The 21,377-nt window shown below is 41.5% G+C and carries 21 protein-coding genes and 2 tRNA genes; 11 read left to right on the forward strand and 12 right to left on the reverse strand.

Annotated features, from left to right (window positions below; translation table 11 throughout):
- The 3 genes from VK179_11130 to rnpA all read left to right on the forward strand — a co-directional run.
- On the forward strand, positions 1–1,294 hold a 1,294-nt coding region (locus VK179_11130), incomplete at its 5' end, for an AsmA-like C-terminal region-containing protein (GenBank protein ID HLO59287.1).
- Positions 1,295–1,308: 14 nt separating this feature from the next.
- Complete coding sequence (locus VK179_11135; protein HLO59288.1) at positions 1,309–2,457, forward strand: HAMP domain-containing sensor histidine kinase; 1,149 nt, start codon at positions 1,309–1,311, stop codon at positions 2,455–2,457.
- On the forward strand, positions 2,454–2,858 hold the full coding sequence (gene rnpA, locus VK179_11140) for a ribonuclease P protein component (GenBank protein ID HLO59289.1): 405 nt from the start codon (positions 2,454–2,456) through the stop codon (positions 2,856–2,858). The genes VK179_11135 and rnpA overlap by 4 nt, the downstream gene beginning before the upstream one ends.
- Here rnpA and VK179_11145 read toward each other — a convergent pair.
- A complete protein-coding gene (locus tag VK179_11145) occupies positions 2,820–5,621 on the reverse strand; it encodes a hypothetical protein (protein HLO59290.1) in 2,802 nt (933 codons plus the stop codon). The two genes, rnpA and VK179_11145, sit on opposite strands and share 39 nt — an antisense overlap.
- Before the next feature lie 108 nt (positions 5,622–5,729).
- Here VK179_11145 and VK179_11150 point away from each other — a divergent pair, with 108 nt between their 5' ends.
- Positions 5,730–6,479 (forward strand): hypothetical protein, encoded by a 750-nt coding sequence (locus VK179_11150; GenBank protein HLO59291.1) that lies wholly within the window; start codon positions 5,730–5,732, stop codon positions 6,477–6,479.
- Between the two features lie 9 nt (positions 6,480–6,488).
- On the forward strand, positions 6,489–7,307 hold the full coding sequence (locus VK179_11155; GenBank protein ID HLO59292.1) for an aminotransferase class IV: 819 nt from the start codon (positions 6,489–6,491) through the stop codon (positions 7,305–7,307).
- Here the strand turns inward: VK179_11155 and VK179_11160 are convergent.
- The 6 genes from VK179_11160 to dtd form a co-directional block, all read right to left on the reverse strand.
- Positions 7,304–9,031 (reverse strand): S41 family peptidase, encoded by a 1,728-nt coding sequence (locus tag VK179_11160; protein ID HLO59293.1) that lies wholly within the window; start codon positions 9,029–9,031, stop codon positions 7,304–7,306. The genes VK179_11155 and VK179_11160 overlap by 4 nt on opposite strands.
- 90 nt (positions 9,032–9,121) lie before the next feature.
- Positions 9,122–9,328 (reverse strand): hypothetical protein, encoded by a 207-nt coding sequence (locus VK179_11165; protein HLO59294.1) that lies wholly within the window; start codon positions 9,326–9,328, stop codon positions 9,122–9,124.
- Positions 9,329–9,424: 96 nt separating this feature from the next.
- Complete coding sequence (locus VK179_11170; protein ID HLO59295.1) at positions 9,425–10,180, reverse strand: uroporphyrinogen-III synthase; 756 nt, start codon at positions 10,178–10,180, stop codon at positions 9,425–9,427.
- A gap of 16 nt (positions 10,181–10,196) precedes the next feature.
- Positions 10,197–11,201 (reverse strand): DUF4271 domain-containing protein, encoded by a 1,005-nt coding sequence (locus tag VK179_11175; GenBank protein ID HLO59296.1) that lies wholly within the window; start codon positions 11,199–11,201, stop codon positions 10,197–10,199.
- 13 nt (positions 11,202–11,214) lie between these two features.
- Positions 11,215–11,544, reverse strand: coding sequence for a nucleotide pyrophosphohydrolase (locus VK179_11180; protein ID HLO59297.1), 330 nt, complete (start codon positions 11,542–11,544; stop codon positions 11,215–11,217).
- Positions 11,544–11,996: a D-aminoacyl-tRNA deacylase gene (gene dtd / locus VK179_11185; protein HLO59298.1), complete on the reverse strand. Its 453-nt coding sequence runs from the start codon at positions 11,994–11,996 to the stop codon at positions 11,544–11,546. The genes VK179_11180 and dtd overlap by 1 nt, the downstream gene beginning before the upstream one ends.
- Before the next feature lie 204 nt (positions 11,997–12,200).
- Here dtd and VK179_11190 point away from each other — a divergent pair, with 204 nt between their 5' ends.
- The 4 genes from VK179_11190 to VK179_11205 all read left to right on the forward strand — a co-directional run bounded on the left by VK179_11190 (position 12,201) and on the right by VK179_11205 (position 14,970).
- Positions 12,201–12,803, forward strand: a complete 603-nt coding sequence (locus VK179_11190; GenBank protein ID HLO59299.1) for a PspC domain-containing protein — start codon at positions 12,201–12,203, stop codon at positions 12,801–12,803.
- A 41-nt stretch (positions 12,804–12,844) separates the two neighbouring features.
- Positions 12,845–13,165, forward strand: a complete 321-nt coding sequence (locus VK179_11195; protein ID HLO59300.1) for a PadR family transcriptional regulator — start codon at positions 12,845–12,847, stop codon at positions 13,163–13,165.
- An 8-nt stretch (positions 13,166–13,173) separates the two neighbouring features.
- Positions 13,174–14,724, forward strand: coding sequence for a PspC domain-containing protein (locus VK179_11200; protein HLO59301.1), 1,551 nt, complete (start codon positions 13,174–13,176; stop codon positions 14,722–14,724).
- Between the two features lie 175 nt (positions 14,725–14,899).
- Positions 14,900–14,970: transfer RNA gene (locus VK179_11205), tRNA-Gln, on the forward strand.
- A gap of 35 nt (positions 14,971–15,005) precedes the next feature.
- Here the strand turns inward: VK179_11205 and VK179_11210 are convergent.
- The gene (locus VK179_11210) at positions 15,006–15,434 is read right to left on the reverse strand and encodes an OsmC family protein (GenBank protein ID HLO59302.1); all 429 of its coding nucleotides are present in this window, start codon (positions 15,432–15,434) and stop codon (positions 15,006–15,008) included.
- A 175-nt stretch (positions 15,435–15,609) separates the two neighbouring features.
- Here VK179_11210 and VK179_11215 point away from each other — a divergent pair.
- Positions 15,610–15,683 (forward strand) — tRNA-Asn (locus VK179_11215).
- Positions 15,684–15,767: 84 nt separating this feature from the next.
- Complete coding sequence (locus tag VK179_11220; protein ID HLO59303.1) at positions 15,768–16,745, forward strand: adenosine kinase; 978 nt, start codon at positions 15,768–15,770, stop codon at positions 16,743–16,745.
- Here VK179_11220 and VK179_11225 read toward each other — a convergent pair.
- The 4 genes from VK179_11225 to VK179_11240 form a co-directional block, all read right to left on the reverse strand.
- A complete protein-coding gene (locus tag VK179_11225) occupies positions 16,742–17,362 on the reverse strand; it encodes a deoxynucleoside kinase (protein ID HLO59304.1) in 621 nt (206 codons plus the stop codon). The two genes, VK179_11220 and VK179_11225, sit on opposite strands and share 4 nt — an antisense overlap.
- 12 nt (positions 17,363–17,374) lie before the next feature.
- The gene (locus tag VK179_11230; protein HLO59305.1) at positions 17,375–18,892 is read right to left on the reverse strand and encodes a GH3 auxin-responsive promoter family protein; all 1,518 of its coding nucleotides are present in this window, start codon (positions 18,890–18,892) and stop codon (positions 17,375–17,377) included.
- A 34-nt stretch (positions 18,893–18,926) separates the two neighbouring features.
- A complete protein-coding gene (locus tag VK179_11235) occupies positions 18,927–19,859 on the reverse strand; it encodes a DMT family transporter (protein HLO59306.1) in 933 nt (310 codons plus the stop codon).
- A 77-nt stretch (positions 19,860–19,936) separates the two neighbouring features.
- Positions 19,937–21,364 carry a glutamate synthase subunit beta gene (locus VK179_11240; protein HLO59307.1) on the reverse strand — a complete coding sequence of 476 codons (1,428 nt, stop codon included), beginning with the start codon at positions 21,362–21,364 and terminating at the stop codon, positions 19,937–19,939.
- Between the last annotated feature and the right edge of the window lie 13 nt (positions 21,365–21,377).

Genomic DNA, 21,377 nt, shown 5'->3' on the forward strand with positions numbered 1-21,377 from the left:
ATCAGGTTTATTAAAAAACTATAGTTCTGATAGTTCTGCATCCGCACTTAAATTTTTGCAGAAAGGTTTTTTCCGATTTGAAGATGTTTCATTGAAGATTAAACGATTGCCACTTGATTTGCAGGAGGTAAACGGTACCGCCCTATGGAGCCAAACCATCCGGCTTGATAGTGTTTCGATGAAAATGAACAATTCGGAAATGAAAATTTCAGGTGAACTTGAGAATCTTGTAAATTATATTCTACAAAACGGAATTCTTAAAGCTGATCTTGATATTACAGTGAATAAAATTGACATTACCAAATATTTAAGAAACACATCCTCATCTTCAGGAAAACAAGGGAACAGGAAATTCGCTTTATTTCCTGACCGCATATGGCTCAGGTCAGATATTCATTCCGGGTTGTTTGTAGCGGGGAAATTTGAAGCTAAGTCGGTTAATGTAAGCCTGCTGGCAAGGAAGGATTCGATTTACATGAACAAGATCGGGTTTCGCTTTCCTGATGGTTTAATAACCGGGTCGGCACTGATATCGTATGACCGCAGGCACAGGTATACAGTTATATGCGATGCTCAACCCGATAAAATAAACATTCAGGAATTATTTTATGAGTTCGATAATTTTACTCAAAGCTTTATCCTGGATAAAAACCTTCGCGGGCAGCTGGAAGGCTCATTAAGTTGCTTTGTGCAATGGGATTCGACTTTAAATCTTATCCCCTCGTCAATATCCGCACGTGGCAATTTCAAAATTTCAAACGGAGAACTGGTGCAGTTTGAGCCAATGCTTAAGCTCTCAAAGTACATTGACGTGCAGGAATTAAAGCATATTCGTTTCAAAACCCTCGAGAATACAATCACAATCAATAACCGGATTGTTGAAATACCTGAAATGGATATACATTCATCGGCATTTAACATTAGTGTCGAAGGAACCCATAACTTTGATAACGCATTTGAATACCACCTGCGGGTTTTGCTTTCTGAAGTCCTTTTCAATAAAGCGCGAAACAAGAAGAAAGAAATAGATGATTTTCTTATCGAGGATAATCCCCAGGAGCGAACTACGATTCCTCTCATCGTAGCCGGTACGCCGGACGATTTTGAAGTAAACCTGGACAGGAAAAAAGTTTTTGGTTTGGGTAATAAAAATCGTAACGATAGGAAAGCGAATATTAAGCCGCCTTCTGAGAATGTAAAAGTTGAATGGGAGGAACCTGTAAAGGAAACCAACCAGGAAAAGAAACCAACTAAAAGCAATTCATCAGATGTTGTAATTGAATGGGATGAATAACAATACACTATAAGTTGAACTTATTTAAAAATAAACAGTACTGGCAAATTCTGCTCTTTATAGCGGCAGTTGTAATTGGTATATCATCACTTCTTTACACAAACCAGCTTGTCACTAAAATGGCAAGGCAGGAGCATTTAAAAGCTGCTATGCTAGCCAACGCATACACTCAGATTGTAAATGCAGAGCCATCCGATCAGAATCTTGACTTTTTTGCCGGTGTTATACAGGACAATGAGACCATCCCTGTAATTGTTACGGATTCCGCACAGAACTTGATATTTTCGCGAAATCTGGATACTTCAAGACTCAGGAATCCCACATATGTAAAGAAAATGCTGGGAGAAATGAAAGAAAATTCAGAACCCATATCCATTACGCTTGTTCCGGATAAACAATACCTGTATTACAATGAATCGCTCCTGTTGACCCGGCTCAAGTATTACCCGTATATCCAACTGGGCATCATCCTGTTATTCATATTTGTCGCATATCTTGCTTTAAGAACGTCCCGTAAATTTGAAGAAAATAAGGTTTGGGTGGGTCTTACCCGGGAGACTGCTCACCAGCTTGGTACGCCTATATCTTCTTTGCTTGCCTGGATGGAAATGATGAAAATAAGGAATAGCGATGAAGAAATGCTTAAGGAACTTGAGAAAGATGTAAGCCGTCTTGAAAAGATAACCGAGCGCTTTTCAAAAATAGGATCAAAGCCTGTAATGTCTCAGCAGGATATCCGACTGGTGATCCAAAATGCAGTCAATTACATTAAATCGAGGTCATCTGATAAAATTCATTTTTCAATTGACCTGCCTACGGCGCCTCTTGATGCTCCGCTCAATGCCGCCCTTTTTGAATGGGTAATAGAAAACTTATGCAAGAATGCGATTGATGCTCTGCAGGGCAAAGGACATATCAAAATTTCGGCTTCTAATTTAAATCAATGGGTTCAGATTGATGTAAGTGATACGGGCAAAGGAATGCCAAAATCAATGTTTAAGAGTGTTTTTGAACCCGGATTTACAACTAAAAAGAAAGGATGGGGTCTGGGCCTGTCACTTGTTAAGAGAATCATTGAGGAATATCATGAGGGCAGGATCTTTGTTTACCAATCGGAAATTAACAAGGGAACCGTTTTCCGCATACTCCTTAAAAAGCCATGAAACGATTCTCATTCGCTAAACACGAAAGACTTGTTCTTTTAAATGAAATAGACTCTCTTTTTAAAGAAGGGAAGAGTTACAGTTGTTCCCCGTTGAGAATTCTCTACAGGCCTAATACAACAGGTAAAATCCAGGTTATTGTAACTATATCCCGTAAAAGATTTAAAAGAGCTGTCGACCGAAACAGTATAAAAAGGAAAATAAGGGAAGCTTACCGCCTGAATAAAGAATTGTTAAAGCCAATCCCTTCATATAATTCTTTAAATATTGCCTTTATTTATACAGGCGACAATAAAAATGCAGAGTATGCCGAGATTGAAAATTCACTCGTTACCCTGATGAAACGTCTTCTTGACCAGTTTTCAGAACCGGTTCATATTAACACTGAAAAGAAATTCTGAGAATAACATATCTTCCTTTGGTTTATAGCCCATCCGTATCCCGGCAGAAACCGGGAATAAAATCCGTAGGGCATGAAAATCAAGAAGGAGATCGGTTCCGTATGAATTAAAATTTCCGGTATACCCTTTGCTGATCGAACGAATGTCCTTTCCGTAGGAAATATCATAAAAAAGATTAGCCCTAATCCTTTTAATATAGATTAACGGACCCAGCGCCAGGTCGGGATAAACAAGAGGAAAACTATAATTAGCTTTCAACGAGGTAAACAAACGGGAAACATATTCCGGATATCCCCTGGGATATGCAATACGGACAAGAGGAATAAAATAGGTCTCCGGATTTTGCTTTTCAATTCCGTATCGGAGAATTACGCTGTGGTTGCGGAATAGTCCCGGAAGATAGGTTGTGCCCTCAGCACCCAACATATTACCGTATAGTCTGTAATCACCAACGCCTTGTGAATACACAAAAGAAAAGGTCTGACCCAGGGCAGGATAAATTTGACGGGCCGGCATTCTTTTTAAAATACCCGAACTAACGCTGAAATGTAAGAGGTTCAGTCCTCTCTTAAGATCATTCTTAAAACTATAATAAGTTGAAGAATGCTCTAATTCAACTGATGGTTGAATATAACAATTATAACTTCCTGTATTAAAATATAAAGGAAGGTAAGCCTCTAACGTATACCTATTAGAAAGAGGAGCATTTCGCGGCAATTCACCTGTGTTAACTCCAAAAGTTTGTTGCGGCCCTCCGAAAATTGCAGAGGCTCTGATTACAGGATACCAACCCCTGAATTCTATTTCAGGCCGGAAATAGGAGTAGCCTTTATAGTAATGGTAACTAATAGTTGAGGTAAAAGTACTTAACAGATTTTGATTAAATAACATAAATCCCGGAAACATATTAATATCGGCTGAATTATTACGGATCTCATCCAGATTAACATAAAAGGGGAGCCAGGAATGTACATTAATCAAATGACCGGCTTTGGAGAAATTCGTGACAGAATAGGATCTGTGGGGAATACTGTCATGTATGATCACTGTTTTCGTTTCAAAACCGCTTACCTTTTCCCAACTGTTGGGCTCAGCTTTTATCCGGCAAATATCAAAGCCTTTTATGCCGTAATTTGAAAAATAAATTGCTCCTCCAGATACTGTCGGATACATAGCTCCATACTGGCTGCGGGTTATTCGGTAAAATTCGCCTGTTGTTTTATTTACGGCATAGATATCATTCCTGCCGGAAACATCAGCACTGAATACAACATAGTTTCCCAGTGGAGCCGGATCAGCCAGATCGGCTGAAGTTTCATGGATCAGCACTTCAATGGCTGATGTTTCAGGATTAACGGCTAAGAGGCTTTTTCCATGGGCCGAAACAGTAAGGAAAATGATTTCATCTTCCTTGCCCCATGAAGGACTTATGATCTCCTGGTTATTTACTGATATCCGGTTGATTACATTACCGGTAATGGAATTCACGATTGTAAGATAGTTATCTCCCTTCACATCATTTTCGGAAACAGCTATCTTATCATGACCAGGTGAAAAAGAAGGGGCGAAATACCTGGATTTACGGGTCAGTGTTTTTACTTTTCCTGTTTTCAGGTTAAGTGTGCGGATAATGGAATAACTGCGTTGCGACCACCGGGGATCCACATGCACTTCGTCCCACACAATGAAATCCTTTTTGTAGTCAAATCGTTCGCCCTGACGATAACCGGTAGTTAACAGTTTTTCTTCATAACCATTTGAGTCCAGTATTACAAAACTACCTGTTTCATTTAAACTCTTTCTGTAAGTAATAAGCTTTATATCATTAAAGGATTGGGCATAAGAATATGAAGTATAGACAGAACTTTTGCGATTATTGACAGGCTTATACAGTTTATACTGATCACTTGATTTTTGATCGTAATAAGTCTGGTCGAGCCATTTCATGGCCCCACGGTACATTCCTGAATTGAAAACGCCGTACTTTGCTTTCATCCGGATGGCAAACGGCCAAATTATGTAAGGATGCCTGGCGGTAAAATTGATGGCATCTGACCAGATTGTATCGAACCGGTTTCTGCCGTATTTCACTATTTCGTATCCGAAATGATAATGATCGGGAACATAATCCCTGTAAGAACCGAAAAGAGATTTATCATATGAATACATTTTTCGCCGGGTATCGAGGATAGTCCTCAAAGGCATTTCAAATGAAGCCTGGCGTCCCCTGCCAGCCAGCGAAAGCCTGGTTTCATTATCAACAGCATCACCTTCAAAAAACCATGCCGGAACCTGTGCTGCAGAAATACCTCTTGATATTTGACCCATGAAAAATCCCAATCCATGACTGAATCCATTATTAAGGCTTGCAAGTTGCACTACATGCCGCGTTTCATGCAATGCCAGTTGTGAAAGCCAGTCTTGCGAATATGTTTCCTGAGGTGCAGTTGTAATCAATTCCATCCTCCAGGGAGCCAGGGTCACATATCCGTTTGACAAAACGGATTGCGGCTGAAGCAATACCGGAATCTTTCTGAATCTTGGATTATATTTATCAACCGTGGGTGAATAATAATGTTGCATTAAATCAGCCATTTTAAAGGCATTTTGAGTCATATTCTCAGGGAATACCAACGTAAAATGACCGGTTTGAAGTTGTTTCCATTTAATCCGCGCAGGAGCCTCACCGGTGGAGTAAAATTGGGAATGAACAACAGGAAATGAAAATGCGTATATAAGAAAAATGAAAATAAATCGTTTCATAGCTGTTAAAAACGGTGTTAAAATTACACAAATGAAGACAGCCTGTATCCTTAACGGTCAGCAGTTTTGTTAGTTTTATTATTTTTGTACTTATATTAACATATTCCATTGAGAAGTTTCTTTACAGATAACGTTAACAGTATACTTGCCGCCATCAGCGTGCACTTGCTGATTGTACTGGTTTTCTTCTGGTTCAAGCTGGGCCAGATGGATGAGATTAAGAAAGACCAGGTTTTAGTCGAATTCAATGAGGTGGTTCAGCCTCCTCCTGAAGAACAAAAACCGGCTGAAAACGAACAATCTTCTGATGTAGCCGGTCAAGAGATGACGGCTTCAGAAAGACAGGCCCTTCATACAATGGCTTCCAATGAGGCCAGTAAACTGGATCCTAAAATAAGCACAAGCGAATATGAAAAGCAGGTGTTGCAGGAACTTGGCATTTCGAGTCTTAAGTCACCCGGTGCTGAAATGGAAAAAGAAGCGGCGCAAAAGGAAGCGGACGAAAATGCGATAGCCCGGCAGGAAAATGAAAAGAAGGATGCTGTAAGGGACCTTGACAGGCCGAACGTCATTCGGAAAGATAATACAACGGTTTCCTATTTTCTGGAGGGACGCTGGCACAGTTATATTTATATTCCCACCTACAAATGTCAGGGTGGTGGAACAGTGGTTCTTGATATAGTTATCAATCCCAACGGAAGGGTACTATCTGCCATTATCCAGGAGAATAAATCAACAGCAGATCCATGCCTGCGTGAAGAAGCATACCGGTCGGCTGTTTCAGCGCAGTTTAATGCCGATCCCAAAGCTTCTGCAAAACAGTTAGGATCCATTACATACGTTTTTCTGGCTCAATAATTATTCAGGATGACCGAATATACCGGTTCATATTTTACTGAAAACGAGATTTTGAGGCCTATTGAACTTTTCAGGCCGCAAATCTTTGAAAAAGGTCTCGTTATTTATGAGGTACTTCGCATGCAGGAGGGGAAGGCTCTCTTTTTTGAAGATCATTTCAGCCGCTTTCATCAATCTGTTTTGCTTTCGGGGTACAAACTGCCGGTTGAAGCGGAGGTTTTAAAGAAACGGCTTTCAGACCTGGCTGAAAAGAACAGGATCGATATGGGCAATGTTAAAATTATCGCCTTTTTCCATTCGGCTCAGGCTGATATATTTACCTTTTTTATACCTCACTCCTATCCTACGGAAGAAATGTACAGCCATGGTGTCGCTGCTGCCTTCTTTGAGGCTGAAAGACCGGATCCGAACATTAAAAAGATGCATCCTGACATGATCAGGCGTATTTCAGCATTTATTAAGGACCAGGAGATATATGATGTTCTCCTGGTTGACAAATCAGGTTGCGTTACAGAGGGCAGCAGGACTAATGTGTTTTTTATAAAAAACAACCAGGTGCTTACATCACCCGGTGACAAAGTTTTGAAAGGGATTACGCGCGAAAAGCTGATCTTTTTATGTAACAGGTTGCGGATACCGCTTGTTGAAAAGCCAATAACCCGGGCGGAAATTCAGACGGCCGGAGCAGCATTTTTTAGCGGCACCTCTCCGAAAATCCTGCCTATACGCTTCATATCGGGATGGAATTATAAAGTTACCGATCCGATCCTGGGGAAACTGATGCAGGCTTATGATGAACTTATCCAAAAGAATTTAAAAGCCGGTTAATTACCGGCTTTTTCATAACTACTTCCCTGTTGCATTCCTGTCTTCAGATTTTCATGCCCGAATGATTTGTCAAAAACCATGGCATAGGTGTCAGGATGCTTAAGCACATCAATGGCTTTTGCCAGTTCCGGATCTTCATTTAGAGTAGCCTGGATTCTCCCCTTCTGGTAATAATAGCGGCTTGCAATTTCCTCATAAAGAAGGCTTTCGATTTCGGATTTGAAAGTCTGAAGGTCCTTATCCTTATCATGGGCCAGCTTGGTTTTAAGTTTTGTAAATTCATCTATTGCCGGCTCATAGTATTTTTCCTGTTTTGCACTTTTAATCAGCGCCTCGAGCTTTTCATCGGTATCAGTCGTATAATCGTATTCCTTGCCCTTCAGAAATTCTATGAATTTATTGTACAGCCCATCATTCGGTTTCAGCTGATTGATAGATGAAACATTCGGATTGTTTGCTGCATATTGTGTGGCAAAATCGAATATAAGGTTTTTGGTGTACAGGCTAATTGCAATATCACTTGCAGGAGTAGCTTCAATTGGAATATCCGGAGTGATCCCTCCGCCGTCGAACACCTTTCTTCCGTGAAATGTGGTAAATTCATTTATCAGTGAGTCAGGAATGTACCCAACGCTCCCGTCGTCATTCCGATGAGAATAATCGACCGCCTGGATGCATCTGCCGCTTGGAATGTAATATTTTGCCGTAGTCACTTTAAGTTCGGAATTATAGCTTACCGGGCGTGTGGTTTGTACAAGGCCTTTCCCGAAAGTACGCTGCCCGACCATGACACCCCTGTCAAGATCCTGCATGGCCCCGGCTACAATTTCGGATGCAGAGGCTGAGCCCCTGTTTATAAGAACAACAAGGGGAATGATGGTATCAACGGGTTCCGACATTGTTTTGTACACATTATCCCACTGTTTTACCTTTCCGCGTGTGCTCACAATTTCCTGGTTCCGGCGCACAAAAATATTGGCGACATTCACGGCTTCAATAAGCAAACCCCCTGGATTTCCGCGTAGATCAAGGATGATCGATTTAGCGCCCTGCTCTTTAAGTTTCATAAGTGCCTCCCGCGTTTCCTTGCCTGCATCCTTGGTAAAACCGGACAAACGGATATAGCCGATACCGTTATCTACAATACTGTAATAAGGCACATTGGTAATGGTGATCTGCTGGCGGACAAGTGTCTTTTCCATCGATTCCTTCATGCCCGGCCTTTTAATAACGACCTTCAGGCTGGTGTTCGGTGTTCCCTTCAACTTTTCACTTACTGCACTGATTTCTTTCCCTTTTGTTGATTCGCCGTCAATAAAAAGAATGGTATCACCGGCTCTCAGACCGGCTTTCTGTGCCGGAAAATTTTCATAAGGCTCGAGTATAATGGCATTATTGCCGGCTTTCCTGATCTGCGCCCCGATGCCACCATATTCGCCGGTTGTCATGAATGTAAAATCAGCCATATCTTCTTCGGGAATGTACGTGGTATATGGATCAAGCGAAGTCAACATTCCATCAATTGCCGATTTAATGAGTTTGTCGGGATTGGTGTCATCAACATAAAACCGGTCCAGCTCATTAAATAAGGATACAAATATTTCGAGGTTCTTTACAATATCGAATTCTTTATCTTTCAGTGAAACAAAACCAAAGCTTATAACAGCCACTAAGGGAATGACAATAAGCAGACTGGTTTTAAAACGTTTAAACCTTGCTTTCATCGGTATAAATTAATTAAAATGGATTTCAAAATTAATCCAAATAAGCATATTAAAATCAGGAAAATCAAATGAAATGTGCGTTAAAAAAGGTTAATAGATCTCTTCTTCACTATCCCCTAAAAAACGCATGGCTTTTTTGCTTATTCTTTCCACTTCGAAGGCAGTACGCCAGGAAAGTTTATTGTCATAAATTGACAGGAGTTCACTTTTGCATGCTGGGCAGATGATATCAGTTGCAGTATTCTTAAAACAACGCTTACATAACTTACCTAACTTCTCAGAGTGTACCGGCTTCATGAAATATCAATTTGCCATTATTGTACGAAACTAAAGGCTGTGGTGTTACAGCGTTTAAGGCAAATCTTAAACAAAATGAGGAAGGAGGCGGCCGGATTATTTTTTGCAGTTTTTATTCTGCTCCCGGATATACATATCCAATGCCATGATCATAGAAGGTGCCTCGGGACGGGGTGCCTGCAGATCAAGCCGTAATCCTGCATCAACCACGGCTTTTGCTGTAGCTGTACCGAATGATCCTATGCGTATATCGTTTTGCTGAAATTCAGGAAAATTCTTCATAAGCGATTTAATGCCTGAAGGACTGAAGAATACAAGAAGATCATAATTGATCACTGAAAAGTCGGTTAAATCACAGCTTACATTATGATAAAGAATCGCTCTTTCATACTTTATACCGTTCTTATCCAGCAATTCGGTTAATTCTTCATGCGGCAGGTCAGAAAAAGGCAGCAGGTATTTTTCTTCACCATGGCGCTTTACTACCTCAACCAGGTCATTGATTGTCCCTGCACCGAAGAAAATTTTACGTTTCCTGTAAATGATGTATTTCTGAAGATAAAAGGCAACTGATTCTGAAATACAGAAATACTTCATTGTGTCGGGAACAATGATCCGTAGTTCACCGCAAATCCGGAAGAAATGATCAATAGCCGTTTTGCTGTTAAAGATCACAGCCGTATGGGCAAGAATGTCAATACGCTGTTTCCGGAAATCTTTGCAAGGTATCCCTTCTACATGACTGAAGGGACGAAAATCGATTTTTACATTATTCTTCTCAGCCAGCTCAAAGTAAGGGGACTTATCTGATTCGGGCCGGGGCTGAGATACGAGAATCCTCTTTATCTTCATAATAATCGTCTCTTCATTAATTACTCTGTATCAATGATGTAGCAAATTTATACCCAAGAAGAAGGGGCAAAATTTCAAGCGTACAAAGGTACAAAATCAAATAGAATAATAAAATATCCCTTCGCATTATTATTTGATAGGCCCTGAGTGTTTTGAGAAGAAATGCAGCAATGAACACTATAATACCCAGGATGAAGACAACGGGTATGATCTTAAAAGGCAGATACTGAGCCATAATAATAACCGGAAATAAAACAATTCCCATACCCTTGTTTACAACAAATGTGTTGTGCATGTATTCAGCGAACAGCCTTCTTGACATAAACAATGAACCGGTGAGGCGTAAAACAACTACACGGCTTATTGTATATAACAGAACGATATTCAGTAAAAGCAGGAATAACCGCATGCCTGTCATGCCCGCCCTGGCGTCCCCTGTATATTCGATATATTCAAATAGGAAGACCGAGAATACCGTTATATAAATAAAATCGAGCACAATGGAAACACGCTGATGAAGTACATTTTTTTCTTCGAATAGTTTTGAGGACAGTTGGAAGCTCGACAGGGCACTGCCCAGCGAAGAAAAGAACTTATTGTAAAATATGCGGATCCAGACAAAGAGTAAAACAAGGAAAAGAAAAATTCCAAGAAGCCAGTCGTATGTGTATAGTTTTCTTTCTGCCGGTTTGATTGATTCAGGCTGAGCAGTGCCTGTATGTGTCGTCACGGTTGTATTCCCGCGGGAAAGTCCCGAAACAATCCCAGAAATACCATTCTCATTCAGGAAATCCGAAGAATTCCACCCGCTGTCAATCACATCCTGGTGGTCAAAGGGGATTTTCGTAATAACCGCTTCCGGTTTTTCCGGTAACGGCCGTTTAAAATGCCGGGTTATGGTGGCGGTTGTTTGGGCGGTAGAATGAGTAGTATCTGTTACTGCCTGCCTTGTTATAATTGTATCCTGAAAAGCGGAATGATAATTAACCGGAATCATACGCATAACTGCTGAAAAGTGCACAAAGATAGTAAATTTATGAACCCAGTTTCGGGTTATTTCTATGCCTCATCTGATCTCGCGTCGTTTTTTTTTCGATATTTTTTTCAAAAGCAGTTTGCAGGTCAACGCCTGTTTGGTTAGCCAGGCAAATCAGTACAAACAGGATATCAGCCATTTCATCGCCCAGGCTTTTGCCGGCCTCGCCCAGTTTGGAGGATTGTTCGCCGAATTGCCGCGCCATAATCCTCGCCAGTTCACCAGTCTCTTCCATTAAAAGAGCCAGGTTGGTGAGTTCATTAAAATACCTCACTCCGTATTCATTGATCCATTGATCAACCTTTTGCTGAGCTTCGCCTATTGTCATTATTCCTTATTTTTTGTATCCATTATTATTGTAACGGGACCGTCATTGATCAATTCCACTTTCATATCAGCGCCGAATTCACCTGACAATACATCCTTGCCGGTATCTGATGAGATCTGCCTGAGAAAAGATTCATATAATGGGATAGCGGTTTCAGGTCGGGCGGCTTTAATAAATGAGGGCCGGTTGCCCTTTTTTGTACTGGAGTGAAGGGTAAACTGACTGACAACAAGGATGTCTCCGTTAACATCAAGAACCGACAGGTTCATTAATTGATTATCATCGCTGAAAATACGCAGCTTTGATATCTTAGCAGACAGCCATTCCACATCTTCAATTGTATCCGCTTCTTCGATTCCCAGTAAAACCAATAAGCCCTTCTGAACAGAAGATTTTGTAACGCTGTTGATTGTCACCGATGCCCGGCTGACCCTCTGAATTACCGCTCGCATTTCTGATAGTTTGGTTAAAAGTAGTAAAATGACACAAAAAAAGAGAAGTCATACCGTCGGTTTCATTCATTTCACCGGTAAATATAAATGTTTTACCGAATATCTGAAATATTTTACTACTATGTCTTGCATATTACTAATATTTATTTATATCTTTGTTATGTAATTATTCTTCTATAACCAAGTATTAAAATTTATACCAAAATGAAAAAGACTTTTTCGGTCAACCTGGGGAATCGGGTGTACAACATCGATGACGACGCTTACTTGCGACTGAAAGACTATCTCGACAATATAGAAAGTTATTTTTCAGACGAAAAAGAGCGTGAGGATATTATAAATGACATTGAGCTCCGTCTTTCGGAATTATTTTCTGAAAGACTGAATGTAAACAGGCAGGTTATCACACTTACCGACGTGGATGATGCCATTAAGATAATGGGTGATCCCCGTGAAATAGGAGGTGAAAAGGGAAAATCAGAGCCTGTATACACTGCCTACACTGGAAGAACAAGGCGCAGGTTATTCCGCGATCCTGACAACAGGGTATTAGGCGGAGTTTGTGGTGGCCTTGGTGCCTTCCTGGATATTGATCCTGTTATTCTCAGGGTAATCCTTGTGATCTTGTTTTTCTTCTTTGGAGCAGGCTTACTGGTTTACCTGATCATGTGGATTGTGGTGCCTGAGGCCAGGACTACAGCGCAAAAACTCGAAATGCGGGGAGACCATGTCAACGCCAGTAACATCGGAAATTTTGTACGTGAAGAATTCGATAGCGTTAAAAAGAGCTTCCGCAGAAAAAGATAAAACACTTCTATTTATAACTGAAATATATTAAGCATATGGATATGGAAAATGCAAAAGCCCAAATGAGAAAGGGAGTACTTGAATTCTGTATTCTTTCCATTCTCTCAAAGAATGATGCCTATGCAACGGATATTCTGAATGCCCTTAAGGAATCTGAATTGATCGTTGTGGAAGGTACTCTTTACCCTCTTCTGTCAAGACAAAAAAATGCAGGGTTGCTGAGTTACCGTTGGGAAGAATCCACACAGGGACCTCCCAGGAAATACTATGCCCTTACGGATAAAGGAAGGGAAACTCTTTCTGAATTGCAGATAAGCTGGAACCAGCTTATCCAGGCAGTTGATTCAATAACCGGTAAATAACATCCCCCATGAAAAAAACAACTCAGATTCATATTGGCGGAAGGCACTTTTTTATCGATGAGGATGCCTTTCAGAAACTTAACCTTTACCTTGAGTCACTTAAACGGCATTTCGCCGGTGAAGGGGAATCAGGCAGTGAAGTGGTTGATGATATTGAGCAGCGAATTGCCGAACTCCTTGAGAGCAAAATTACACAGGGAAAGCAGGCTGTTAACCTCAGTGATGTGAATGAGGCTATTTCAACCCTTGGAAATGTAGAGGATTTTGTTTTCAATGATGATCGTCCGGATCAGCAGGAAATTTACACAAACCGCAGGGATTACAGGCGCTTTTACCGCGATCCGGACAACTATTATATTGGCGGTGTTGCCGGTGGCATGGGTGAATATTTCGACATCGATCCGATGTGGATAAGACTTGCCTTTGTTCTTCTGTTCTTTGCAAAGGGTGCAGGACTTCTGATTTATCTTATACTATGGATTGTGGTACCGAAAGCAAGGACAACGGCTGAAAAACTGCAAATGCGGGGCAAGCCGGTGAATCTTTCCACTATTAAGGAAACGGTAAATGAAGAATATGAAAAAGTAAGAACATACCAGACAACAGGTCCCGATTCAGGCGAAAGAACAAGAAACGCCGTTGAAAATATCTTCAGGGCCCTGGGATTAGTGGTTGTGGCTATTTTTAAATTTATTGTAGCTTTTATCGGTGTGATATTTCTTGTAATCGGTTCGATTTTTCTGGCCGGACTTATTATGGCCATATTCGGTTTCACCGGATTTTTCGGACATGCATGGAATGGAGTCTATGTACCTGATGCAATAAATTTCTTTGCCAACAGCGGGTACTATTATGCTGCTGTTATAGCACTCATTGTGCTGGTTCTCATTCCTATCATCGCTCTTATCTACGGTGGGGTTAAAATTTTATTCAATATTAAAACAAAACATCCCGTACTGAGAGCCTTTTTATTAACCTCGTGGATTCTGGCCCTCATCCTTTTCGGAACAGTTTTAATTGTAAATATACCCAACAGCCCCATAGAGGCTTCCGGGTCGAATTCCTCTGTTATTGAGCCGGAAAAGTATCCATACCTGGTAATCAATGTGAATGATAATCTTGAAGACAGAAGTGTAACTCATTATCGTGTAATGGGAATGCGCTTTAACTACAGCCGTTGGGATGAAGCTCTGTATGATGATGCCAGCCTTAACATTGAAAGATCCCCGGATAAACAATTTCACCTGACTGTTCAGAAAAAAATTAAAAATGCGCAATTCAATGATTCAGAGGATTTTTTGGATGAAGTCCGTTACAATTGGGATGTAAAAGATTCGGTTTTGACACTTGACAAGTATTTCTTCACCGATGACAATGACTTCTGGATGTTTCCACGGGTTGATCTTATCCTGAAGGTGCCTGAAGGCCAAAAGATTAAATTCAACCGGGATGCATGTGAAATGCTCACCATGGATGAAAGACAAAAATACTGTGAGGAAGTCCCACCTGGAAAGAAATGGATGATGTCTCCTGAAGGAGCGCTCATAGCAACAGAATAATTACCCCGGACCTGTATTAAAATAGCCCCGCTTTAATACCGGGAATATAGATTCATCATGCCATATGCCCCGGTCTTAAGGCCGGGGCTATTGATTGAATGAGAACTAATAGGCAATTAAAGAATTAGTTTGTAAAAACGGTTTTTTGTATAACTTTGCAACCTCCAAATTGCGCTGTCCGATGGTGTAACGGTAGCACTGCAGATTTTGGTTCTGCCTGTTCAGGTTCGAATCCTGATCGGACAACTGAAAAAAAACCGCCTTATGAGGCGGTTTTTTTATTAATAAATTTGTGTGGGGGCAGGTTCCGGAATACGCAGTGAAATATGAGTGCTTTGTCTTAACGTGTTATGCACTTCTGCAATTCTGTCCACATCCCTGATCAGTGAGGCAATTTCATCATATGTACTTCCGGGCGACTGTACCTTTGCTTCGTACATAATATTGGAAGCAGGCTCGCCTTCCCTTCCAAACTCACCTCTGACAATCACTTCAACTGCACTGATCTCCATTTCCCGGCGAGCCGCTTCACGATATATATCGTTGCAGAAACAGGTAGCCAAAGCAAGGAACAAAAGTTCCCCGCCTGTAACAGATGATCCTTTACCCAAAGGCTTACTCGGAATTATTATCTTTTTTTTGCTCTCGCCTGAGCTTACTGTAACTTCATTCTCACGATGAATATTCGATAAGGTTGCAGAAACCAACATACTTAAACGTTTTGCGACTAACACTTTTAAAATGAAAAGGTTTCCTGTTAACTGTAGATTAACAAATCGGAAGGCTTTAGTTTCACCAGGGAACAGTATACATGCCGCATGCGAAAAAAGTAAATTTTATTTTGATATTTCCGATATATCATTTATTTTTGCACCTCTGAAAAATTCCTCAGTAGCTCAGTTGGTTAGAGCATCTGGCTGTTAACCAGAGGGTCCTAAGTTCGAGTCTTAGCTGAGGAGCATAACAGGCCACAAAGTGTTTTAATAAATTTAACTTTGTGGTCTTTTTTTTTAGCTTTGTGGCTCACCTGTTTAACACACACCATGAAAAAAATTCTCGGCATCGGTAATGCGCTCGTTGATATCATTTACTTTCTTGAAAATGATGCGTTCCTTGAAAATTTCGAACTTCCTAAAGGAAGCATGCAGCTTGTGGATGCAGGTAAAGCTGATCAGATTGAAAAAGCTGCCGGATCTCTTAAAAAATTCATGGCATCCGGAGGCTCTGCTGCCAACACCATTCAAGGTCTGGCCAGGCTTGGGTTAACGACCGCTTTTATCGGCACAGTGGGTGAAGATCATTTTGGTAACTTTTTTAAAGACGATATGATTTCAGCAGGAATCAAACCGTTATTATCCATTGGTACCATTGGCACTGGCAGGGCGGTTTCGCTTGTTTCACCGGGAGGTGAGAGAACATTCGGCACTTACCTGGGCTCTGCCATTGAATTGTCGGCTGAAATTGCCGATCCTGCCATTTTTGGAGATTATGATCATTTGCACCTCGAAGGATATCTTGTTCCCAATCAACCTCTTGTAGAGAATGCCCTGCGGATAGCAACAAACGCCGGTATGACTCTGTCACTAGATTTGGCCAGTTATAACGTAGTTGAATCCAATCTTGAATTTCTGAAACGGATCATCCGAATGTATAAACCTGTTGTTTTTGCCAATGAGGAAGAAGCCAGGGCATTTTCAGGATATTCAGAGCCCGGGAAAGCTCTCGATTACATTTCACAATATACTTCAACCTGTATTGTAAAAACAGGAGCCAAAGGCTCACTGATCTTTCATGATGGTAAAAATTACAGTGCTGATGTCATTAAGGTAAAATGCCTCGATACCACCGGGGCAGGAGATCTGTATGCGGCCGGATTTATTTATGGGTTTGTTAACCATATGAGTCCCGACCGGTGCGGCCGGATAGGCTCACTGCTTGCAGGTAAGGTAATAGAAGAAGCAGGCGCTAAAATTTGTGAAAACTCGTGGCAGTTTATCGGAAATGCGCTTGCTGAAATTTAAAACAGGCCGTGGATTGAAGCACTCACTTTATCAATTACGACACTCATATCCTCAGGTTTATCGATAAAGTTATTGGTGTCGACATCCACAATCAGCATTTTTCCCAGTTTGTACGATTCAATCCAGGCCTCGTAGCGTTCATTTAATCGCTTAAGGTAATCAAGCCTTATATTATCCTCATATTTTCTGCCCCGCTTCTGTATTTGCTTCACAAGAGTAGGTACAGAGGCACGAAGGTAAATGACAAGGTCAGGCGGCTGAATCAACGAACCCAGCATGTTGAAAAGTGTGAAATAATTTTCAAAATCGCGTGTGGACATAAGGCCCATCGCATGCAGGTTGGGTGCGAATATATAAGCATCCTCATAAATGGTGCGATCCTGTACAAGGGTTTTTCCTGATCTCCTGAAGGAAAGGATCTGGTTAAACCTTGTATTCAAAAAGTAAATCTGCAGGTTGAAAGACCAACGCTGCATGTCATTGTAAAAATCGTTCAGGTAAGGATTGTCATCAATGTCTTCGTAATGGGCGTCCCAGCCAAAATGCTTGGATAAAAGTCCGGTCAGCGTAGTTTTGCCTGAGCCGATGTTACCTGCTACTGCGATATGCATGCTCATTTTCTGAAATCTTTATATTCGATCCTGTAATTCTAATAATTCTTCAACATATTTCCGGTTATTCGATAACCTGGGTACCTTATTCTGCCCTCCCAACTTTCCTTTTTCCTGGAGCCACCTGTAGAAACTTCCATTTTTTACGGCATGTATCCTGGGTTTATCCAGCGTGAGGTTGCGATATCGTTTGGCCTCATAATCCGAATTGATCGACATGAGAGCATGATCAAGCAGATCGGTGAAATATTCAAGGTCGGCCGGTAAGTTTTCAAATTCAATGACCCATTCATGAGCGCCCTGGTGTTCATCGCTCATAAATACGGGGGCAGCCGTATAATCGCTGATTTCAGCAGAGGTTTTATCGCATGCTATTCTCAGGGCCCTGTCTGCATTATCTACAATTACCTCCTCACCGAATACGTTAATGAAATGTTTTGTCCTTCCTGAAATAACAATTTTATGGGGAAATACTGAGGTGAAGCGAATGGTATCACCTATCATGTAACGCCACAGTCCTGAATTGGTGGAAATAATAAGGGCATAATCCACATTGACTTCAGTCTGTGAAATGGTAAGGGCCTTTGGGTTATCTTTTCCCACTTCTTCCAGCGGGATAAATTCAAAAAAGATTCCGTAGTCAAGCATCAAAAGCATATCGTTGCTCGAAGGCACATCCTGAATGGCAAAAAATCCTTCCGACGCATTGTATGCTTCCTGGTAATGCATGTTGTCAGAAGGTATAATTTTTCTGAACTGTTCCCGATAAGGAGAAAAACTCACCCCACCATGCATAAACAGTTCAAGATTAGGCCATATTTCAAGGATGTTGCTTTTGCCAGTAAATTCAAGCATATATTTAAGCATAACCAGGTTCCATGAAGGGACACCTGCAATGCTTGTAACATTTTCCTTTACTGTCTCCCCGGCAATATGCTCCAGCTTTTCTTCAAATTTTTCAAGCAATGCTACTTCCTGGCTCGGTGTTCTGATAAATTCAGTCCAGAACGGCTGATTCTCGATAAGAATAGCAGAAAGGTCGCCATAATATGATTGCGCATTGTAATTATCAATTTTATGGCTTCCGCCGAGGGTTAATCCTTTACCGGTTAAAATACGGGTTTCAGGGTAATTCTGATAATATATTGAGATGACGTCGCGGGCGCCTTTAAAATGGCAATCTTTGAGTGACTCGTTGCTAACCGGAATGAATTTGCTTTTATCGTTGGTTGTACCTGAGGATTTGGCGAACCATTTAATTTCACCGGGCCACAACAGGTTGCTCTCCCCTTCCCTGAGCCGGTCAACAAAAGGTTTAACCTCCTCATACGTTTGGATCGGAAGTGCCTGCTGAAAATCTGCTATTGTTTTGATCGACCGGTAATCGAATTTTTTACCCCATTCGGTGTCCTCCGCCTTTGAAACCAGCTTAAACAAAGTCTCCTGTTGTACTTCGGCAGGATATTTCCTGAAAAGGTCCATCTGGTGGATCCTTTTTACATTGAGCCAGTTGATAATGGAGGTTAAAAGTGGCATTTGCTTGATTTAGGCCCGCAAATATACCATAAAGTTAATGATCATTTGTTGATATCCATGCTTTTGGATATCGTGTTTTTTTGAGAATAGTAAGAATGGCACCGCCTAAAACCACGAGGGCTCCGGCTATTGTAAGAAGTGTGTAATGTTCAGCCCTTATCCATGTAACCCCGAGGGTGCCGAGCAAAGCCATGATAGCAAAGGTCAGCAGGGGATTCAGAACAAGAATAACACTGATTTTATTCGCTTCGATATACTGGATGGCCAATGCAAGCAATCCATAGGCAAACAATGTATTCAGTCCAAGGAACAACAAAATCATCCATCCTGAAAACCCGATACCTGTGAAATGGCTGAAATGCACAAATGGAAGGTATAATGCAACCGGTAAACCGAATATGACAAGGTTAAGCTGCATGGGAGGATGTTTAAGGACAAGAATTTTAAGCAGAACCGAATAAACAGCCCATGTCACCGCAGCAATAAGAACCCATAATACACCGATTTGCCATGAATCTTTTCCTGTAACAATTCCATGAAGCTGTTCCCGGTAGAAAATAACTAACCCCAATACTACGAGCGTAAGTCCTGCTATTTGCCTCCAGTTTACCTTTTCTTTGAAAAGGGCGAAACCGGATACAGCCAGCAATACAGGTCCCAATTGAATAAAAACCTGGGCCACGCTGGGCGTGGTTAAATGAACCCCTTCAATAAATCCATAATAATTTGTAGCAAGGCATAAAGTAGATATGACGAGCAGCAGCGGAGGCTTTTTAAGGATTCGCAGGTAAGTTGGCTTTTTGAAGTAATAATAGGCTGCCAGGCAAACAAAGGCAAGAAAAAACCGGAACCAGGTTATATCAACCGGCGTGAGCTGATTCAGGGAAATTTTAAGAACAATAGCCAGCACACCCCATAATACGGCTGTAATTATGGCATAGAGAATTCCCCTGTACGATTTGTGCATGTGGATTGTATTTTGTTTGAGGTTTGAGGTTTGAAGTTAATGAACCTCAAACTTCAAACCTCAAACTTCAAACGGCTTTAACCGTTATTCTTCTTCAGATACTTATCAACTGACCTTGCCAGGTTTCTTCCCTGTGCAATGGCTCTTACGACAAGACTGGCACCAATGGCGGCATCACCTGCAGCAAAAACCTTTGACTTACTGGTCTGAAAGTGCTGATCAACTTTTATATTGCCGCGTGCATCGAATTCAAGACCAAATTCTTCAGCAATTCCCTCATGAACACAATGAACAAATCCCATAGCCAGAAGGACAAGGTCCGCTTTCATAAAGTGTTTTGTCTCGGGTTTTTCAACAAGGTTCATTTTACCGTTATTGGATACCCAGTCAACTTCAACCACTTCGAGTTGCTTTATCTGACCTTTTTCGCCGATGCATTTCTTCGTTGACAAACTCCATTTCCGTTCACATCCTTCTTCATGTGAACTTGAATAGCGGAGAACATTAGCCCAATAAGGCCAGGGGTTATCTGCCTTCCGTTTTTCAGAAGGCTTGGGCATAATCTCAATCTGCGTTACACTTTTCGCTCCCTGGCGAATGGAAGTTCCCACACAGTCTGATCCGGTATCACCTCCGCCAATTACAACCACATTTTTACCGGTAGCCAGAATTCTGTCTTCATCGGCTATTTTAATTCCCCTGTTTATTTTATTCTGCTGGGTCAGGAATTCCATGGCATAATGAATCCCTTTCAGATCAGATCCTTCAACAGTAAGGTCACGGGGTTTCATGGCTCCGATTGTAAGGCATATGGCGTCAAAATCTTTCAGCATGCTTTCTCCTTTAATGTCCCGGCCTACAAAAGTACCCGTTTTGAAAATGAGTCCTTCCTGCGCCAGGATCTCGAGTCTGCGGTCAATTACCCTCTTGTTCAGTTTGAAATCGGGAATACCGTAACGCAGTAAACCACCAATAGCATCATCTTTCTCAAATAAAGTCACCGTATGACCCCATTTATTCAGCAAATCAGCACAGGCCATGCCTGCAGGACCTGATCCCACAACGGCGATTTTAATTCCGGTCCTGACCTGTGGTGGACGGGCCACAATAAAACCGGCTTCAAAAGCACGTTCGGCAGCGGCAGCTTCGTTTTCACGAATGGTAACCGGTTCGTTGCCAATATTTAGTGTACAGGCATTTTCGCAGGGAGCCGGGCAAATTCTGCCCGTAAACTCAGGAAAATTATTGGTAACATGCAGGAGGTCGATTGCATTTTTCCAGTCGCCCTTATAAATGGCATCCTGCCATTCGGGCATGTTATTCATTACAGGACATCCCCACTGGCAAAACGGTACGCCGCAATCCATGCAGCGTGCAGCCTGATCCTTCCTGTCCTGTTCATTTAATGTCTGCTCCACTTCACCGAAATCGGAGGTGCGCTCGTTAAGCGGTCTGTAACCGGCAACCTTGCGCTGTATTTCTATAAAACCTTTTGGGTTTCCCATGACTGATCTCTTT

It is taken from the genome of Bacteroidales bacterium (genome assembly GCA_035299085.1).
Classification (GTDB): Bacteria; Bacteroidota; Bacteroidia; order Bacteroidales; family UBA10428; genus UBA5072.

Bases quoted from the DNA above. Each gene is read 5' to 3' on its own strand.
- rnpA (HLO59289.1), top strand. From the start codon at position 2,454: ATGAAACGATTCTCATTCGCTAAACACGAAAGACTTGTTCTTTTAAAT.
- VK179_11240 (HLO59307.1), bottom strand. From the start codon at position 21,364: ATGGGAAACCCAAAAGGTTTTATAGAAATACAGCGCAAGGTTGCCGGT.
- VK179_11200 (HLO59301.1), top strand. From the start codon at position 13,174: ATGAAAAAAACAACTCAGATTCATATTGGCGGAAGGCACTTTTTTATC.
- VK179_11220 (HLO59303.1), top strand. From the start codon at position 15,768: ATGAAAAAAATTCTCGGCATCGGTAATGCGCTCGTTGATATCATTTAC.
- VK179_11165 (HLO59294.1), bottom strand. From the start codon at position 9,328: ATGAAGCCGGTACACTCTGAGAAGTTAGGTAAGTTATGTAAGCGTTGT.
- VK179_11235 (HLO59306.1), bottom strand. From the start codon at position 19,859: ATGCACAAATCGTACAGGGGAATTCTCTATGCCATAATTACAGCCGTA.
- VK179_11195 (HLO59300.1), top strand. From the start codon at position 12,845: ATGGAAAATGCAAAAGCCCAAATGAGAAAGGGAGTACTTGAATTCTGT.
- VK179_11160 (HLO59293.1), bottom strand. From the start codon at position 9,031: ATGAAAGCAAGGTTTAAACGTTTTAAAACCAGTCTGCTTATTGTCATT.
- VK179_11180 (HLO59297.1), bottom strand. From the start codon at position 11,544: ATGACAATAGGCGAAGCTCAGCAAAAGGTTGATCAATGGATCAATGAA.
- VK179_11230 (HLO59305.1), bottom strand. From the start codon at position 18,892: ATGCCACTTTTAACCTCCATTATCAACTGGCTCAATGTAAAAAGGATC.
- VK179_11210 (HLO59302.1), bottom strand. From the start codon at position 15,434: ATGTTGGTTTCTGCAACCTTATCGAATATTCATCGTGAGAATGAAGTT.
- VK179_11190 (HLO59299.1), top strand. From the start codon at position 12,201: ATGAAAAAGACTTTTTCGGTCAACCTGGGGAATCGGGTGTACAACATC.
- dtd (HLO59298.1), bottom strand. From the start codon at position 11,996: ATGCGAGCGGTAATTCAGAGGGTCAGCCGGGCATCGGTGACAATCAAC.
- VK179_11170 (HLO59295.1), bottom strand. From the start codon at position 10,180: ATGAAGATAAAGAGGATTCTCGTATCTCAGCCCCGGCCCGAATCAGAT.
- VK179_11145 (HLO59290.1), bottom strand. From the start codon at position 5,621: ATGAAACGATTTATTTTCATTTTTCTTATATACGCATTTTCATTTCCT.
- VK179_11155 (HLO59292.1), top strand. From the start codon at position 6,489: ATGACCGAATATACCGGTTCATATTTTACTGAAAACGAGATTTTGAGG.
- VK179_11225 (HLO59304.1), bottom strand. From the start codon at position 17,362: ATGAGCATGCATATCGCAGTAGCAGGTAACATCGGCTCAGGCAAAACT.